The organism is Kitasatospora sp. NPDC057738 (assembly GCF_042798815.1).
In the GTDB taxonomy this organism is placed as follows: Bacteria; Actinomycetota; Actinomycetes; order Streptomycetales; family Streptomycetaceae; genus Kitasatospora; species Kitasatospora lactacystinica.
The window spans coordinates 1-16053 of sequence record NZ_JBHVJT010000014.1; the positions used below are offsets into that span (position 1 = coordinate 1).

Here is a 16053-nt window from a genome sequence, read left to right on the forward strand (position 1 = left end):
GGCTTCGGCGGGTGGTCGCGTCCGGGCGGCCGCGTCGGCGCGCGGCTGCCGGCCGGGGCGCCGGGCCGGGAGTGCCGGGCGGGCGCGGCCCGTCGAATCAGGTCGGCGGAATTCGGCGCGATCTGGCTGATGGACACCTCATGGGGTGAGCCTGCGCTCCTGCTCCGGCGGAGCCCGCCGCCCGGGTGCCCCATCGCGTTCCCTCCTCGTGCGACGACGACCCGCGCGTCCCCGCGGTGGAGGGGGCCCGGGTCTTCCGACACTTCGGAGAGCGGGAGGGGCGACCGGGAATAACAGAAACCTCTTGCAGAATTCCCCGGACGGTTCGACGGCCAGGTTCGACGCCCGGTTCGCCAGGTTCGGCCGGACCGCGGTTCGGGCGCACCGGACCCGCCCCGGACGGCGGCCGGGGCGCGGCTCAGGCAGCCGAACTCGCCTACACCCAGCACATATGACGGATCGTCAGGCAGGCCGGGAGGTCAGGCCGCGGCCTTCACCGGCTCCACCCCGAAGGCCGCCCCGCCCACTCCGGAACGCACCGCCCCGCCCACCCCGGAGCGCACCGCCGCACCCACCCCCGGTCGCACCGCCTCCACCGCGCCGGCGCCGCAGCCCCCGTGCAACCGGGCCAGCCCGGCCGCCAGGACGACCCGGTCCCCGGCGAGCCAGAGCCGCAGGGCCGCGGAGAGCGCGGCGCTGGCCGGCCCGGCCGCGGGGCCGCCGGTCCGTACGAGCCGCTCACCGAGCAGCGGCAGCAGGTCCGCGACCGGCGCGGGCAGCCACAGGGTGAGCGCGAAGGGTGCCGGCCTGGCCAGAACGCGCAGCAGCGGCAGGCCGCAGGCGTCGTCGTGCAGTGCGGGGATGACCTCCAGCAGCCCGTCCACCGCCACCTCGGAGACGTCGCCGCCGTGCCCGCGTGCGAGGTCGCGCAGCAGTGCCCGCTCGGCGGCGGTGATCCGGACGGTCAGCATGACCTCGTCGCAGTCCATGGTCCCGGCCCCTGTCGTGGAGAGTTCGTGGTGTGGTCGTTGCGTCGTGGTGTCAGTCCTGTGCCAACAGGGTTCCTGCCCCGATCCGGCCGTCCGATACCGGCGCTATCAGGCCGTAGTGGCCGTCGAAGCGGCGGTAGAGCACCCGCGCCCGGTGGTCGCCGGGGTCGGTCCAGCCGACGAACGGGCGACCGGTGAGCCAGAGCCGGCGGGCCGCCTCGGCGAGGTCGAGCGGGGGCATCGCGCTGGTGCCCGCGGCGCACAACTCCAGCGTGCCGCCCGGCGAGCAGCGGTGGACCAGGCCGTCCCGGCCGGTGGCGGCGTCCGCGAAGAGGTGGAACCGCCGGTCGAGGGCGAGCAGTTCGAGCACGGCCTGCTCGGGGCTGCGGCGGGCGGGCACGACCGCCTTGTGCCGGGCGATCCGCCGCTGGGCGAGCGGGCGGTCGGCGAACTGCGGGCGGTAGGCGCTCTCGTACGCGGCGGCGAAGCCGATGTCGCCCTGCTCGCGCAGTCGGACGGCCCGGCCGGCCAGCGTGCCGAGCACCAGGTCGACGGACTCCCGTGCGGTGCCGGTGGCCAGCTGCACCCGGACCGGTCCGACGCCCGCCAGTTCGACGTCCGCCTGGGCCAGCGCGGGCCGGGTCACCGACCGGTTGCGCGAGCGGGTCAGCCGCAGTCGCAGCGCGCGGGTGTCGGGGCCGAGCGCCGTGGCGGTGGCCAGCGCCCGGGCCCGGGCGTACTCGGCGTCCTCGCGGGGCAGCTCGCCGCGGATCTCCACCCGGACGTCGAGGGCCGGCCGGTGGCGCAGACGGGTCATCAGGTTCCTCCTTCTCCGCATCCATGCTGTCCCTCGCACGCCCGTGCGGCGAGGGTCCAAAGACCCTGCCTCGCAGGCAAGCCGCGGACCACCCGTACGGACGCATCCGCGCAGGTCAACACGGAGTTTCGAGCACGCACGAAAGGGTCGATCCACTCGGCCGTTGGAGTGATCCCCGCACATTCGGCGCAACGCTCGGGAAACCGGCGCGTTTGCTCAACGTGCGCCCTCCCGCCGGGGGCGCGCGCGGGGCCCGCGCTGGGCGGTCCCCCGGCTCCCGGCCGGCCCGCCGTTGCCGCCCGGCATCGCCCGCACCGGCCACTCTGGTTGAGAGGTAGTGTCATGTCCCTGCTGACCGAAACGCGGAAGCTGATCGTCCCCCCGAGAACCGTTCCCGGCCCGTCCCCGCTGGCCCGCGCCGCCGTCCCGCCGCTGGCCCCCGGTGCCCTGCCCGGCCTCGGGCACGCCGGCGCCCTGCTGCGCGACCCGCTCGGCTTCCTCGGTTCGCTCGCCCGCCAGGGCGGGGTGGTCCGCATCCGGCTCGGACCACGCACCGTCTGCGTGGTCACCGACGCCCGGCTGGTCCACACCCTGCTGGTGGCACTGGCCCACGACTGCCCGCGCGGGGCCGTCCAGGACACCCTCAGGACGGCCTTCGGCGACGGCCTGCTGATGTCCGAGGGCCAGGCCCACCGCGACCGCCGCCGGATCATCCAGCCGGCCTTCGGTCCGGACCGGATGGGCGAGTACCTGGCCGTGATGCAGCAGGTCACCGAGGAGCGGGCCGGACGCTGGCGCCCCGGGCAGGTCCTCGACGTGGCCAAGGAGATGAACCACCTGGCGCTGGAGATCGTCACCCGCACGCTGTTCGACGCCCGGCTCAGCGAGGACGCCACCGTCGCGTTCCACCGGGCGCTGCCGGACCTGGTGAAGGGCCAGATCGTCCAGTCCCTCTACCCGAACCCGGCGCTCGCCCGGCTGCCGCTGCCCGTCAACCGGCGCTTCGACGACGCCGTGCGGGTGCTCAACCGGGTGGTCGACCAGGCCGTCAACCGCCGCGCCGCGACCACGGGCCCCGGAGCGGGCCGGCGCACCCTGCCCGCCCTGCTGCGCGCCGCGACCGACCCGGCCACCGGGCGCCCGCTCACCGAGGCCGACGTGCGGTCCGAGGCGATCACCATGTTCGGCGCGGGCACCGAGACGGTCTCCACCACGCTCACCTGGCTGCTGGACGAGCTGCTGCGCCACCCCGAGATGGAGGCCCGGATCCTCGCCGAGCTCGACGAGCACCTGCCCGCGGGCGCCGTCCCCACCCCGGAGGCACTGGCCCGGCTCACCTACACCCGCAGCGTCACCCAGGAGGTGGTGCGGCTGCACGCGCCGAACGCCTTCCTGATGCGCACCGCCCGGGTGCCGGTCGAGCTCGGCCCGTACCGCGTCCCGGCCGGCACCGAGCTGCTGTACAGCCTCACCGCGCTGCACCGCGACCCGGTGCGCTACCCGGAGCCGATGAACTTCCGGCCCGAGCGCTGGCAGGACGGCGGCGGCTCCGGGCGGCCGTCCTTCCTGCCGTTCGGGGCGGGCAAGCACAAGTGCATCGGCGAGGCCTTCGCCTGGGCGGAACTGACCGTCGCGGCCGCGACGATCCTGCGCCGCTGGCGGCCCACGGCGGTGCCGGGGGCACGGGCCCGCGAGGTGGTGTGGACGACGGTCCAGGCGCACGGCCTTCGGGTGCGGCTCGCGCCGCGCGGCGCGCGCTCCCCACGCGGGCGCACCGCGGCGGCCTCCCGAGAGGGCGATGCCGCGTCCTCACCGGGGGCCGCAGTGCCCTCCTCGCACGGTGAGCCGCCGCCGGTCCGGTGTCCCTTCACCGGCACCGCCTCCACGACCGGCCCCACGACCACCTCCACGACCACCACGACCGCTCCCACGGCCGCCCCCGCGGGTCCGGCCACCCCGGCCGGTCCAGCCTCCCCCGCGGGTCCGGCCGCTTCGGCGGACCCCCGGCCGTCCGACGAGCTGCGCCTCGCCGCCGACCGGCACGCCGACTGGGTGGTCCGCCGCGGCCTGCTCACCCCGGCGGAACTGCCCCGCTACCGGGCCTACGGGCTGCAGAAGCTGATCGGCCACGCCTTCCCCCGCGTCCGGGGCGCCGAACTCGACCTCCTGGTGGACATGCTGGGCTGGTTCACCATCCTGGACGACCGTTTCGACGGCCCGCCCGGCCGCCACCCCGCCGCGGCCCACGCCGTGGTCGACCCGCTGATCGCGGTCCTCGGCGGCACCCGCGGCGGGAGCCCGTCCCAGAGCCCGTCCGAGAGCCACATGCTGGTCTCCTGGCGGGAGTTGTGGAAGCGGCAGACCGCTTCGACCTCCCCCGAGTGGCGGGCCCGGGCGGCCCGGGAGTGGCGGGCCTGCCTGGCCACCTTCCCCGCCGAGGCCGACCACCGCGCCCGCGGCACCGTGCCCGCCCTCGGCCTCGACCTCACCGACACCATGAAGCTGCGCCGGCACGGCAGTTGCCTCTACCCGTTCATGAACATACTGGAACGGGTCCACGGCGCCGACGCCCCGGCCGCACTGCACGCGGAGCCCGCGCTGCACCGGCTGCGCGCCAACACCGCCGACGCCGCCACACTGATCAACGACCTCTACTCACTGCGGCGCGAGGAGCGGCAGGCCGGGCCCGCGTTCAACACGGTGCTCACCCTCCAGCGGGCCCACGGCTGGACCCGCGGCCGGGCGGTCCACGCGGTGCGCGCCCGGGTGGCACGGCTGCAGCAGGAGAGCGAGGAACTGCGCCGCGACCTGCTGCGCCGCCACCCGGCCGGGCGCTGGTACCTGGACGGCACCCGGGAGCTGGTCGCCGGCGTTCTGGCCTGGACCAGCACCAGCGACCGGTACCTGGTGCCGGACCACGGGCGGCGCCGGTGAGCCACCGGTTCCCGGTGCGCTACTTCCGGCCGCCGAGCGCGAACAGCAGCAGCACGAAACCGGCGAACAGGTGCGTGGCGAAGATGTAGATGCCCGCGCGGATCAGCATCGCCTTGCGGCGCCTCTTCTCGTCGCTCGTGCTGTCGCTCATGGTGGTGCTTCTCCTCGGATCGGGCGGACGGGCCGGGCGCGGCTCAGCGGAGCCGGCCACCGGAGGCGCGCAGCTCGGTGAGCAGCGCGCCCTGGTCGGTGATCAGCTCGGTCAGGATCCGGCGGGCCGCGCGCAACAGCTCGGCGACGTCCGGGGTGCTGAGCGCGTACACCACGGTGTTGCCCTCACGGGTCGCCGTGACCAGCTGGGTGCGGCGCAGCACCGCGAGCTGCTGGGAGAGGTTGGACGGCTCGACCTCGATCTCCGCCAGCAGCTCGCGCACCGGCCGGGGGCCGTCCTGGAGCAGCTCCAGGACCCGGATCCGCACGGGGTGGCCGAGGGTGCGGAAGAACTCCGCCTTGGCCTGGTACAGCGGCACCGGCATCGTCCGCGCTCTCCCTCGGTTCCGGCTCGGTGGTCGTCCGGCCGGGCGGGGATCGATGCCGCGGCCGGTAGGCATCATCGCGACAGATGAAGATTTCTTCAAGTCGTCACAGCGCGTCGAGCGCCGGCAAGACCCCCGGCGGGCCCTCGACAGACCTCCGGTCCGCCCTCGGCGGGCCGCCGCCCGGCGCTCCCCCCGACCGCCCGCCGACCGGACCGCGACATGCAGAAGCCGAGCCCGGGATGCTGCCAACTCCCGGGCTCGGCAGTCACGGTGACGCGCCGTCAGCAGACTACAGGCACATCCACCGTGGCCGGCACCTGGCCGCTCCAGAACCCCTCGACGTCAAAGGACACGTGCACGGTGGACCCGCACGGCACGGTGGTCGAGATGCCGTCGACCCGCACCGTGGACACCTGGAACACCGTGCGGCCGTTCACCGTGCCGAGCGAGGCACCGCCGGTCACGTTGGCCGACAGGTGGGTCACCAGCTCCTTCGGAGCCGGCGGCCACGGGGTGCCCGGGGACGGCGGACCGGCCAGGCCGATCTTCCCGTAGATCGCGACGCCGTCACCGGTCACGTCGGCGCAGGCGTACGTGGCCAGGCCCGCCTGGAGGCTGTAGGAGCCGCAGGTGGTGACGGTGGTGGTGGCGACGGCCGGGGCCGCGGCGAACGCGGGGACGGGGGCCGAGAGCAGGGCGGCGGCACCGACGGCGCCGGCGGCGATCCGGGCGATCCGGTTCATGGGTTCCTCCTTGGAGGGGACGGACGGACTGGGACAGGTGGTGTGGCACATATGACATTTCATAGGCCCACGACAGGAACTTTGCCATGCGATTCCTATGCGGTGACGCCGATTTACCCTTGGATACGAGGCCTCGTCCGAAAGCAGACCTTCGATGGCGCAATCACCCTCGAACGGCCGAACTTCCGTACCCTCCCAGGCAACGCCCACGTTGAGCCCGGATGAACCGCATCCGAACCGCCACCGGGACCGCCGCCGCGGCCGTCCTCGTCCTCCTCGCGCTGCTGGCCGCCGCGTCGCCGCCGGCCACGCTCATGGGCACCGAGATCCGCCGCCTGCCCACCGCGGAACGCGTCCTCGCCCTCACCTTCAACGCCGCCTGGAACGAGACCGGGCTGGACACCGTCCTCGCCGTCCTGCGCGACCGCGACGCCCCCGCCACCTTCTTCCCGACCGGCGAATTCGCCGACCGCCATCCCCGCGCCGTCCGCGCGATCGCCGCCGCCGGGCACGGCCTCGGCAACCACTCCTACAGCCACCCCGACTTCTCCACCCTCGACGCCGACCGGGCCCGCGCCGAGGTGCACCGCGCCGACACCGCGATCCGCCGCGCCGCCGGGACCGAACCGCTGCCGTTCTTCCGCTTCCCGTACAGCGCGACCACACCGGAGGGCATCGCCACCGTCAACCGGCTCGGCTACGCCGACCTCGAATTCACCGCCGACACCAACGGCTACCTGGGCCCCGCCCACGGCATGACGGCGGACCGCGCGGTCGAGCGCGCCCTCGCCGCGCTCACCCCGGGCGCCGTCCTCCAACTGCACGTCGGCGCCTCGGAGGAGGACGGACCCGACACCTGCCTCGACGCCGAGGCGCTGCCCCGCATCCTCGACGGCGCCCGCGCCCGCGGCTACCGCGTCATCGACCTGCGCACCCTGCTCGACCGGTGACCGGCCGGGGCCTTCCGCGCCCCGGCGTCACCCGCCCGGACGGGAGTCCGGGGAGCGGACCACCGCCGCCCCGCCCGCCGACGCCACCGCGCCCCGCGGCCAGCCGGTGCCGCCCCGCGGCGCCGTGCCGGACGGCACCGACCGGCCCCGTCGGCTCACTCCAGCGAGCCGCGCAGGGCGTCGACCCGGGCCACCGCCTCGGCGAAGGCGTGCCGGTCCAGGCGGCCGTCGTCCAGCGCGGCGGCCAGCGCCTCGGTGGCCTCCTCGCCCTGCCGGGGGTCCCGGGCGGAGCAGAGCAGCAGGTCCATCCCGGCCTCGGCGGCGGCCAGCGCCCGGGCGCCGGTTCCGCCGTACGGGGCGAGCGCCTCCGCCTCCATGGCGTCGGTGACGGTCACGCCGTCGAAGCCGAGACGGCCGCGCAGCTCGCCCTGGATGATCGTGGACGAGAACCCTGCCGGGTGGTCCGGGTCCAGCGCCGGGTAGACCGCCCACGAGGCCATCACCAGCCGCACGCCCGCCGCGACGGCCGCCCGGTACGGGGCCTCGCCCCGGGAGCGGAGCTGCGACAGCGGGACGTTCAGGGTGACGGGGCGCTCGTCGGTGTTCTCCCCCCGGGGTGCGGCGCCGAGGCCGGGGAAGTGCTTGGCGGTCGCGGCCACGCCGAGGCCCTGCTGGGCGGTGAGGAAGGCGCTGCCCAACTCCGCCACCTTGGCCGGGTCCTGGCCGTAGGAGCGCTCGGGGTGGTCGATGAAGTTGTCCGGCTTGTCGTAGACGTCGAGCACCGGGGCGAGGTTGAGGTTCAGTCCGGCGTCGGCGAGGGTCCGGGCGGCGCCGGCCCCGGATTCCGCGGCCGCGGCGAGCGGGTCCGGCGCCAACCCGACGCGGCGGGCGGAGAGTTCGGGCGCACCGGGCAGCCGGCGGACCTTGCCGCCCTCCTGGTCGGTCATCAGCAGCAGGGTGCGCGGGTGCGGCGCCTCGGCCGCGGCCTGTTTCAGTTCCGCGACCGACTCCGCGAGCTGCTCCGGACTCGTGACGTTCTCACCGAACAGGATCACCCCGGCGGCCCGGCCCTCCCGGATCGCCTGGAGCACCCCGGCCGGCGGCGTCGGACCGGGGTACGACAGCACGATCCGTCGCCCGGCGAGCACCCGCGCGTCCTCCCGCTCCTGGCCGGCCATCGCCGCACCCCTCTCATTCGGAGCACCCGGAGCACCCGCAACGCCCGCAACGCCCGGAGTGCCCGGGGCACCGTGCGGCCGGGCGGGCGCGCCGAGCGGCACCGGACCGAGCGCGATCCCCATCACGGCCAGCACCACCCCGAACTGGGCGACACTTCGGAACAGGGCCATCACGCCTCCCGGGCCGACATTTGACTTCGGCATGTCAACGTACCCAGGGGTACCGCGGGGCACTCCCCCCTGCACCAGATTCATCCGATAATCCGCCTTAATATCCTCATCGTCCTCACATCGACGACGAACGCCGGACCAGCCGCCCCAGGACGGCGAGCCCCTCGGCGATCTCCGCCGTCGAACCCGCCGCGTACCCGAGCACCAGGCCCGGCGGGTACGGCAGCCGGGCGTGCCAGGACAGCGGCTGCACCTTGACCCCCTCGGCCAGGGCGGCGGCGGCCAGCTCGGTGTCGGTGCGGCCGGGTGCCTCCGGAAGCGTCAGCATCAGGTGGAGGCCCGCCGCCGCGCCGTGCACGGTGGCTCCCGGCAGGTGGGTGCGGATGGCGGCGATCATCGCGTCCCGGCGGCGGCGGTGGCGGCGGCGCAGCAGCCGCAGATGGCGGTCGAGGTCGCCGGACTCCATCAGCCGGGCGAGCACCAGCTGGGGCAGCGCCGGGTTGCCGAGGTCGGCGAAGCGCTTGGCGTTCAGGACGGCGTCCCGCAACCGGGCCGGGACCAGCAGCCAACCGGTGCGCAGCGCCGGGGCGAGCAGCTTGGAGATGCTGCCCGCGTAGCAGACCCGGTCCGGCAGGGCGGCGCGCAGGGCCGGGACGGGCGGCCGGTCGTAGCGGTGCTCGGCGTCGTAGTCGTCCTCGATGACCAGGCCGCCCTCCCCCGCCCAGCGCAGCAGTTCGCGCCGCCGGTCGCCGCCCAGTACGACGCCGGTCGGGTACTGGTGGGCGGGGGTGAGCAGGACGGCCGGGGCGCCGGTGGCGCGCAGCGCGTCGACCCGGATGCCCTCGGCGTCGACCGGGACCGGCGGGGTGGCGGCGAGCCAGTGGGCGAGGTGGTGCCGGGCACCGAGGGAGCCCGGGTCCTCGACCGCGACCTCGCCGATGCCGGCCCGGCCCAGGGCCCGGCCGAGCAGCGCGAGCGCCTGGGCCGTGCCGGCGACGATCAGCACCTCGTCCGGGTCCGCGCGGATGCCCCGGTTTCGGGCCAGCCAGTGGGCGACGGCCCGGCGCAGGGCCGGGGTGCCGCGCAGGTCGCCGTAGCCGAGGTCGGAGGCGGCGAGGTCGTCGAGGACGGCGCGTTCGGCGCGCAGCCAGGCGGCGCGGGGGAAGGCCGCGAGGTCGGGCACGCCCGGGGTGAGGTCGATCCGGGCGGGGGTGCCGCGCAGCAGGTCGAAGACCTCGGGGCCGGGATCGGCCCGGAACAGCGCGGGCGCCGGGCGGGGTGGCTCCGCCGCGGGCGCCCGGTGCGGCGCCGCGGGGGCCGCGGGGGCCGCGGGGGCCGCGACCACGACCGTGCCGCCCCGCCCGCGGCCGACGACCTGCCCCTCCTCGGCGAGGCGCTGGTAGGCGTCGGTCACCACACCGCGGGAGACGCCGAGTTCGGCCGCCAGCACCCGGCCGGCGGGCAGCCTGCTGCCGACCGGGAGCCGCCCGTCGGCGACGGCCTCGCGCAGCCGGCGGGTCAGCCAGTCGGTGAGCCCGCCGGGCGGGGCGTCGGCCGGGTCGAGCTGCAGGAAGTCGGCGCCGGCCTCTTTGGACCGGTCGGATGCCTCGGCTTTGGACCTGTTCACCGGACCATAGTGGCGGCGAGGGTGGGGCCATGACCACGGAAGCGCCCATGCTCACGGAAACGCCCACGACCACGGGATCGCCCACGACCACGGGGACAGCGGCATCGGAGCGCCCTGACGACCGCCCCGACGACCGCCCCGACTACGTCCACGGCTACTCGCGGACCGAGGCGCGGCGCCTCGGCGACCAGGCCGACACCCTCGCCGACCTGCTGCACGCGGGCACCGCGTACCCGGCCGGCAGCCGGGTGCTGGAGGCGGGCTGCGGGGTGGGGGCGCAGACCGTGCACCTGCTGGCCGCCAACCCGGGGATCCGGCTGACGGCGGCAGACCTCTCCGCGGAGTCGCTGGCCCGGGCCCGCGCCCGGGTCGCCGAGCAGGCACCCGCCGCGGACGTCAGCTGGCACCACGGCGACCTGCACCGGCTGCCGTTCCCGGACGCCTCGTTCGACCACGTCTTCCTGTGCTTCGTACTGGAGCACCTGCCCGACCCGACGGCCGGGCTGGCGGCGCTGCGCCGGGTGCTGCGGCCGGGCGGGACGATCACGGTGATCGAGGGGGACCACGGCTCGGCCTTCTTCCACCCGGAGAGCCCGGCGGCCCGGCGCACCGTCGACCACCTGGTCCGGCTGCAGGCCCGGGCGGGCGGCGACGGCCTGCTCGGCCGCCGCCTCCACCCGCTGCTGACCGCGGCCGGCTTCGCCCGGGTGTCGGTCCGCCCGCGCACGGTCTACGCCGACGGGGCCGACCCGGCCCTGGTGGAGGGGTTCACCCGGCGGACCTTCGTCGCGATGGTCGAGTCCGTCCGCGCGGACGCGGTGGCCGCCGGACTGACCACCCCGGAGGACTTCGACCGGGGCATCGCGGAGCTGCGCCGCGCGGCCGGGCCGGGCGGGACGTTCCACTACGCCTTCTTCAAGGCGGTGGCGGTCAACCCGTAGCCGCCACGCGGGACGGGCCGGGACGGGCTCGGGCTCGGGCTCGGGCTCGGGCTCGGGCTCGGGCTCGGGCCGGAGCGGAGCCCGCGGGCGGGGTCGTGGACGGGGGTCTCGACCGCGCCCGCGGGAGCCACCGCCCCGACGACCCGACGACCTGACGACCCGCCGCCCCACCCGGTACGGAGGCGGGCCGGGACGGCACGGGCACGCGCACGGGCACGCGCACGGGCACGGGCACGGGCACCGGCACCGGCACCGGCACCGGACGGGGCTACTCCGGGCTGTCCCCGAAGTCCGCCAGCAGGGTGCGCATCACCTCGACGAACGCCGTCCGCTGCGCCTCGTCGAGGCCCGCCAGCATCCGGTGCTCGGTGGCGAGGTGGTCGGGCAGCGCGCGGTCGATCAGGACGTGCCCCTCGGGGGTGAGGGCGACCTCGCGGCTGCGGCCGTCCTGGTCGCTGCGGGTGCGGGTGACCAGGCCGCGGGCCTCCAGCCGGTCGAGCCGCTGGGTGATGGCACCGGAGGTGACCATCGCGGACTGCATCAGTCCGGAGGGGGTGAGGCGGTAGGGCGGGCCGCTGCGCTTGAGGGTGGCGAGCACGTCGAAGGAGGCGGCGTCCAGTCCGTGCTCGGCGAAGGTGCGGTTGAGTGCCGCGTCCACCAGCCGGTAGAGGCGTTTGAGCCGGCCGAACACCTCCATCGGGGAGACGTCCAGGTCGGGGCGCTCGGCACCCCATTGCGCGACGACGCGGTCCACATGATCTGCCACGGGTTCAGGGTAGGCGATCCCCACTGGATTCCTTAGCGGTGAGGTAACTGTGAGCCACATCACTCACCCGATGCGGTGAAGAATGCCTTAGCGCTGAGATACATTGCCTTAGTGCTAAGAAATCGCCTCGCCCTCGTCCTGCTGACGGCCCTCGCTCCGGCGGTCTGGGGCACGACCTATCTGGTCACCACCGAACTCCTGCCGCCCGGCCGCCCGCTGCTCGCCGCCGTCATCCGCTGCCTGCCCGCGGGGCTGCTCCTCGTCGCCCTCACCCGCCGTCTGCCGCAGGGCAGTTGGTGGTGGCGTTCGCTGGTCCTCGGCGCCCTCAACATCGGGGTGTTCCAGGCCCTGCTCTTCATCGCCGCCTACCGTCTGCCCGGCGGCATCGCGGCCACCGTCGGCGCCGTCCAGCCGCTGGTCACCGCCGGACTCTCGGCCCTGGTCCTCGGCGACCGGCTCACCCTGCGCACCGTGCTGTCCGGCATCGCGGGCGTCGCGGGCGTCAGCCTGCTGGTGCTGCGGGCCAACGCCCGGCTGGACGCGATCGGGGTGCTCGCCGCGCTCGGCGGCGCCGTGGTGATGGCCGCCGGCATCGTCCTCTCCAAGCGCTGGGTCTCCCCCGCGCCGATGCTCGCCACCACCGGCTGGCAGCTCACGGCCGGCGGACTGCTGCTGGTACCGGTCACGCTGCTCTCCGAGGGCGCGCCGCCGTCCCACTACACCCTCGCCAACGTGCTCGGCTACACCTACCTGTGCCTGATCGGCGCGGCCGTCACCTACGCGCTCTGGTTCCGCGGGCTGCGCGCGCTGCCGCCGACCTCGGTCTCCTTCCTCTCGCTGCTCAGCCCGGTGGTCGCCACCCTGCTCGGCTGGCTGGCGCTCGGCCAGGACCTCAGCCCGCTCCAGGCGTTCGGCGCGCTGGTCGTGCTCGGCTCACTGATCGCCGCCCAGACCCGACGGACCCGCACCGCGCCCGAGCCGGCACCCGGAACCGGGCCGGCGGACACCCCGCGGCCCGTCCGCGAGAACGCCTGACCCCGTCCCACCGACACCGTTCCCGCACCCACCGATCCCACCGTTCCCCAGCACCACCGATCCCCACCACCTACAGGGAGTACCCCATGCGCATCACCGTGTTCGGCGCCACCGGCAACGTCGGCAGCCGGGTCGTGGCCGAGGCCCTGGCCCGCGGCCACCAGGTCACCGCCGTCGTACGGGACCCGGCGAAGCCGCACGGCCTGCCGTCCGCCGCCGCCCTGGCCGTCGGCGACGCCCGCGACCCCGAGGACGTCGCCCGGATCGCGGCCGGACAGGACGTGGTGATCACCGCCACCCGTCCGCTGCCCGGCAGCGAGCACGAACTGGCCGTCGCCACCAAGGGCCTGCTGGCCGGGATCGCCGGCACCGGCGTACGGCTGCTGGCCGTCGGCGGCGCGGGCAGCCTGCTCGTCCCGGGCGGCGGCGGGACCACCCTGGTCGACAGCCCCGGTTTCCCCGACGAGATCCGGCCGATCGCCCTGGCCTGCGACGAGCAGCTCGGCCTCTACCGTGCCGCCGGCCCGGACGTCGACTGGACCTACCTGAGCCCGGCCGCGCTCCTGGAACCCGGCGTGCGCACCGGCCGGTTCCGGACCGGCCACGACGACCTGCTGGTCGACGCCGAGGGCAACTCGGCGATCTCCATGGAGGACCTCGCCGTCGCACTCCTCGACGAGGCCGAACAGCCCGTCCACCGCCGGGCCCGGTTCACCGCCGCCTACTGAGCCCTCGACCGCCTGGAGCCCCCGCCCCGGCGGGGGTGCACCCAGCACCACCCCGAAGACGGTAGTGGGGATGATCGATCATCAGGCCGGGGCCGGACAGGATCGTTCCCGTGACCGAGCCTGAGACCAAGAGCAAGACCAAGAGCAAGATCGCAGCCCAGCGCACCGACGCCGCCCCGACCCGCGTCCGGCACGCCCGTCGCGCCGCCCTGGCCGTGGCGGCCGCCGTCCTGGCCGGCCTGGCCGTGCCCACCACCGCGGGCGCCGCCACCGGCCGGGACCCGGGCGACGCCGCTCCGGTGCCCGCCCGCTACACCCACCAGACGCTGAACTGGCAGCCCTGCGCCCGGCAGCCCGCCCTGGACTGCGCCACCATGGCCGCCCCGCGCGACTGGCACCACCCCGGTGTCGACGCCGATCTGACCATCGCCGTCTCCCGGCACCGCGCGACCGGCCCGGCCGAGCGCAAGGGCACCCTGCTGATGGCGGCCGGCGGCCCCGGCGGCACCGGCCTGCTGCGCCCGGCCAATCTGGCCGCCGGCGCCCCGGCGGTCGCCGCCGCGTACGACATCGTCGGCTTCGACCAGCGCGGGGTCGGCGAGAGCACCAAGGCGGTCTGCCAGACCGAGGCGGAGATGCAGGAGTTCCTGGCCGGCGACTACCGCGACCAGTCCCCCGCCGCGATCGACCGCGTCATCGCCAACTCCAGGAAACTGGCCGCCAGTTGCCAGGAGCGCAGCGGCGACCTGATCCCCTACCTGACCACCGAGCAGACCGCCCGCGACATCGACCTCTTCCGCGGCCTGCTCGGCGAGCGCAAGATCGGCTACTACGGTCCTTCCTACGCCTCGATGATCGGCGCCTACTACGCGACGCTCTTCCCGCACCGGGTCGAACGGATGGTGCTGGACAGCAACATCGGCTTCGACGGCACCTGGGAGAAGTACGAGCTGGGCCAGCCGATGAGCTTCCAGCGCCGCTTCGACGAGGACTTCGTGCCCTGGCTCGCGGCGCGGGACACCACCTACCACTGGGGCTCGACGCCGGAGCAGGTGCGGGCGCACTGGGAGCAGCGGCGCGCCGCGCTGCACGATTCCCCCATCGTCGAGGGCTCGGTGACGATCGGCCCGAACCAGCTGGACAGCCTCGCCATGTCGGCGATCTACCGGGCGTCCGACTTCCCGGAGCTGGCCCGGATGCTGGCCGCCGTCGACAACTGGCAGGGCCTCGACCCGGCGGCCAGGGCGGCGGCCGCGAAGATCTTCGGCAGCTACCTCTCCCCGGAGTTCCTCGCCGAGTACTTCGCCGTGACCTGCAACGACACCCCGTGGACCAGGGACCTGGACACCTGGATCGAGCGCGGCGCCGAGAACACCGCCCGCTGGCCGCTGGCCGGTGCCCGGACGCTCGCCTTCAGCGCGGTCTGCGCCGCGTGGCCGGTCGCCCCGGCGCCGGAGGTCAAGGTGACGGGCTCCCGTCTGCCGACCACGCTGATGCTCAACTCGGTGCACGATCCGGCGACGTACTACGAGGCGGCGCTCGGCGCCCATCGCGCGCTGCGCGGCTCCAGGCTGGTCACCGTCACCGGGAGCGGCGACCACGGCCAGTACCCCACGTCCAACACCTGCGTCAGCGGGGTGGTCGAGCGGTACCTGCTGGACGGCGAGGCGCCCGCTCGCGACCTCACCTGCCCCTCGCCGCAGGCCGGTTGACCAACCGGGTGCTCAACTCCCGGGCCGGGAGCGCAGCCTGGCCCGGAGCCAGGAGAGCCCGACCGCCAGCCCGGCGAAGCCCCCGACGGCGAGCTTGATCCCGGCCTTGGCGACGATCCAGCCGATCCACGGCACGGACCAGCCCAGCCAGTGGAACACCGCCAGCAGTACTGCCGCACCGCACACCGCCGCGAGCACGGTGACCGCGACGGCCGCCGGCCGGGAGAGCTCCCGCGGGCCGTCGGCGCGCTCCCCCGCGGCCGTGTCGTCCGCCTCGCCGGCCGGGCTGTCCACCATCTCGTTCGTGTCCCCCACAGTCATGCGGCGATGATACGCGTCAGCGGCAGGCGTGGTGGGTGTCGCCGAGGTGCTCGCCGGTCTCGCCGTCGGGGAAGCTGACGGCGAGGGTGACGCGGTACTCGTGGACGTCCTCCCGGTGGCCCGGCACCCGCGCCCAGGCCAGCGAGTGCACCTCGGCCTCGGGGGCCTGCCGGCACCAGGCGGCGGCCTCCTCCAGGACGGTGGCGGCCGACCGCCCGGTGCACACCACGGCGGTGTACGCGGCGACCGCGACGTCCCCACCGGTGCGACGGGCGCGCGACACCGCCCGGACGGCCGCGGCGGCCTGGGTCAGGTCACGGGCCAGGTCGTCCACCACCCGAGGGGGCGCCGGCAGGACGACCGCTCCCTCGGCGAGGGTCTCCGGCAGGTTCGCGCTCACGGTCTGGACCTCCATCCGCATCATCACGCGGCACAGCATGCCGGGCGGTGATTCCTGGCATGCCCACTTTCACCAGAACGTCACCCGTCCAGGGCCGAGTCGGGGCGGCGCCCTGGCGCCCCGGCGCCCGCCCTGGTAGGGGGCGCCGGGCCGGGCGCCCGACGTTCCGGCAGGTCAGGAGGGCGGACGGTGGGCGCCGCCG

16 protein-coding genes are annotated in these 16053 nt (G+C 75.4%); 6 read left to right on the plus strand and 10 right to left on the minus strand.

The window, feature by feature from the left end:
- Window positions 1-479 precede the first annotated feature (479 nt).
- Window positions 480-989, minus strand: coding sequence for a hypothetical protein (locus tag ACFVGO_RS10025; RefSeq protein WP_380351351.1), 510 nt, complete (start codon window positions 987-989; stop codon window positions 480-482).
- Window positions 990-1041: 52 nt separating this feature from the next.
- Window positions 1042-1806 (minus strand): sigma 54 modulation/S30EA ribosomal C-terminal domain-containing protein, encoded by a 765-nt coding sequence (locus ACFVGO_RS10030; protein WP_380548811.1) that lies wholly within the window; start codon window positions 1804-1806, stop codon window positions 1042-1044.
- A gap of 342 nt (window positions 1807-2148) precedes the next feature.
- Here ACFVGO_RS10030 and ACFVGO_RS10035 point away from each other — a divergent pair, with 342 nt between their 5' ends.
- Window positions 2149-4740 carry a cytochrome P450 gene (locus ACFVGO_RS10035; protein WP_380631308.1) on the plus strand — a complete coding sequence of 864 codons (2592 nt, stop codon included), beginning with the start codon at window positions 2149-2151 and terminating at the stop codon, window positions 4738-4740.
- A gap of 19 nt (window positions 4741-4759) precedes the next feature.
- Here the strand turns inward: ACFVGO_RS10035 and ACFVGO_RS10040 are convergent, their stop codons facing one another.
- From ACFVGO_RS10040 to ACFVGO_RS10050, 3 genes are all read right to left on the minus strand, one after another.
- On the minus strand, window positions 4760-4891 hold the full coding sequence (locus ACFVGO_RS10040; protein WP_359902629.1) for a DUF6126 family protein: 132 nt from the start codon (window positions 4889-4891) through the stop codon (window positions 4760-4762).
- A 43-nt stretch (window positions 4892-4934) separates the two neighbouring features.
- Window positions 4935-5276, minus strand: a complete 342-nt coding sequence (locus ACFVGO_RS10045; protein ID WP_359902632.1) for a metalloregulator ArsR/SmtB family transcription factor — start codon at window positions 5274-5276, stop codon at window positions 4935-4937.
- 284 nt (window positions 5277-5560) lie between these two features.
- The gene (locus ACFVGO_RS10050) at window positions 5561-6022 is read right to left on the minus strand and encodes a hypothetical protein (protein ID WP_359902635.1); all 462 of its coding nucleotides are present in this window, start codon (window positions 6020-6022) and stop codon (window positions 5561-5563) included.
- A 221-nt stretch (window positions 6023-6243) separates the two neighbouring features.
- Here ACFVGO_RS10050 and ACFVGO_RS10055 point away from each other — a divergent pair, with 221 nt between their 5' ends.
- Window positions 6244-6972, plus strand: a complete 729-nt coding sequence (locus ACFVGO_RS10055; RefSeq protein WP_380631309.1) for a polysaccharide deacetylase family protein — start codon at window positions 6244-6246, stop codon at window positions 6970-6972.
- 155 nt (window positions 6973-7127) lie between these two features.
- On the opposite strand, the gene ACFVGO_RS10060 is transcribed toward ACFVGO_RS10055, so the two are convergent.
- A complete protein-coding gene (locus ACFVGO_RS10060) occupies window positions 7128-8150 on the minus strand; it encodes a glycoside hydrolase family 3 N-terminal domain-containing protein (RefSeq protein WP_380631310.1) in 1023 nt (340 codons plus the stop codon).
- 286 nt (window positions 8151-8436) lie between these two features.
- Complete coding sequence (locus tag ACFVGO_RS10065; RefSeq protein WP_380631312.1) at window positions 8437-9948, minus strand: PLP-dependent aminotransferase family protein; 1512 nt, start codon at window positions 9946-9948, stop codon at window positions 8437-8439.
- Between the two features lie 47 nt (window positions 9949-9995).
- Here ACFVGO_RS10065 and ACFVGO_RS10070 point away from each other — a divergent pair, with 47 nt between their 5' ends.
- The gene (locus tag ACFVGO_RS10070; protein WP_359902643.1) at window positions 9996-10889 is read left to right on the plus strand and encodes a methyltransferase domain-containing protein; all 894 of its coding nucleotides are present in this window, start codon (window positions 9996-9998) and stop codon (window positions 10887-10889) included.
- A gap of 268 nt (window positions 10890-11157) precedes the next feature.
- Here ACFVGO_RS10070 and ACFVGO_RS10075 read toward each other — a convergent pair whose 3' ends face one another.
- Window positions 11158-11655 (minus strand): MarR family winged helix-turn-helix transcriptional regulator, encoded by a 498-nt coding sequence (locus ACFVGO_RS10075; RefSeq protein WP_380631313.1) that lies wholly within the window; start codon window positions 11653-11655, stop codon window positions 11158-11160.
- 111 nt (window positions 11656-11766) lie between these two features.
- Between ACFVGO_RS10075 and ACFVGO_RS10080 the strand changes: the two genes are divergently transcribed.
- The 3 genes from ACFVGO_RS10080 (at window position 11767) to ACFVGO_RS10090 (ending at window position 15130) form a co-directional block, all read left to right on the plus strand.
- Window positions 11767-12690: an EamA family transporter gene (locus ACFVGO_RS10080; protein ID WP_359902649.1), complete on the plus strand. Its 924-nt coding sequence runs from the start codon at window positions 11767-11769 to the stop codon at window positions 12688-12690.
- Window positions 12691-12776: 86 nt separating this feature from the next.
- Window positions 12777-13418, plus strand: a complete 642-nt coding sequence (locus ACFVGO_RS10085; protein ID WP_359902652.1) for an NAD(P)H-binding protein — start codon at window positions 12777-12779, stop codon at window positions 13416-13418.
- 110 nt (window positions 13419-13528) lie between these two features.
- Entirely contained in the window at window positions 13529-15130 is a 1602-nt protein-coding gene (locus tag ACFVGO_RS10090; RefSeq protein WP_380631315.1) for an alpha/beta hydrolase, read from the plus strand.
- 12 nt (window positions 15131-15142) lie between these two features.
- On the opposite strand, the gene ACFVGO_RS10095 is transcribed toward ACFVGO_RS10090, so the two are convergent.
- Together ACFVGO_RS10095 and ACFVGO_RS10100 are read right to left on the minus strand one after the other, a co-directional pair.
- Window positions 15143-15451: a hypothetical protein gene (locus ACFVGO_RS10095; RefSeq protein ID WP_380631317.1), complete on the minus strand. Its 309-nt coding sequence runs from the start codon at window positions 15449-15451 to the stop codon at window positions 15143-15145.
- Window positions 15452-15467: 16 nt separating this feature from the next.
- Window positions 15468-15851 (minus strand): hypothetical protein, encoded by a 384-nt coding sequence (locus ACFVGO_RS10100; protein WP_359902661.1) that lies wholly within the window; start codon window positions 15849-15851, stop codon window positions 15468-15470.
- Window positions 15852-16053: the final 202 nt, after the last annotated feature.

What these genes read in the sequence shown, in the direction of transcription:
- ACFVGO_RS10050 (WP_359902635.1), bottom strand. Translation starts at nt 6,022, where the DNA reads ATGAACCGGATCGCCCGGATCGCCGCCGGCGCCGTCGGTGCCGCCGCC.
- ACFVGO_RS10030 (WP_380548811.1), bottom strand. Translation starts at nt 1,806, where the DNA reads ATGACCCGTCTGCGCCACCGGCCGGCCCTCGACGTCCGGGTGGAGATC.
- ACFVGO_RS10060 (WP_380631310.1), bottom strand. Translation starts at nt 8,150, where the DNA reads ATGGCCGGCCAGGAGCGGGAGGACGCGCGGGTGCTCGCCGGGCGACGG.
- ACFVGO_RS10085 (WP_359902652.1), top strand. Translation starts at nt 12,777, where the DNA reads ATGCGCATCACCGTGTTCGGCGCCACCGGCAACGTCGGCAGCCGGGTC.
- ACFVGO_RS10040 (WP_359902629.1), bottom strand. Translation starts at nt 4,891, where the DNA reads ATGAGCGACAGCACGAGCGACGAGAAGAGGCGCCGCAAGGCGATGCTG.
- ACFVGO_RS10045 (WP_359902632.1), bottom strand. Translation starts at nt 5,276, where the DNA reads ATGCCGGTGCCGCTGTACCAGGCCAAGGCGGAGTTCTTCCGCACCCTC.
- ACFVGO_RS10070 (WP_359902643.1), top strand. Translation starts at nt 9,996, where the DNA reads ATGCTCACGGAAACGCCCACGACCACGGGATCGCCCACGACCACGGGG.
- ACFVGO_RS10035 (WP_380631308.1), top strand. Translation starts at nt 2,149, where the DNA reads ATGTCCCTGCTGACCGAAACGCGGAAGCTGATCGTCCCCCCGAGAACC.
- ACFVGO_RS10025 (WP_380351351.1), bottom strand. Translation starts at nt 989, where the DNA reads ATGGACTGCGACGAGGTCATGCTGACCGTCCGGATCACCGCCGCCGAG.
- ACFVGO_RS10095 (WP_380631317.1), bottom strand. Translation starts at nt 15,451, where the DNA reads ATGACTGTGGGGGACACGAACGAGATGGTGGACAGCCCGGCCGGCGAG.
- ACFVGO_RS10055 (WP_380631309.1), top strand. Translation starts at nt 6,244, where the DNA reads ATGAACCGCATCCGAACCGCCACCGGGACCGCCGCCGCGGCCGTCCTC.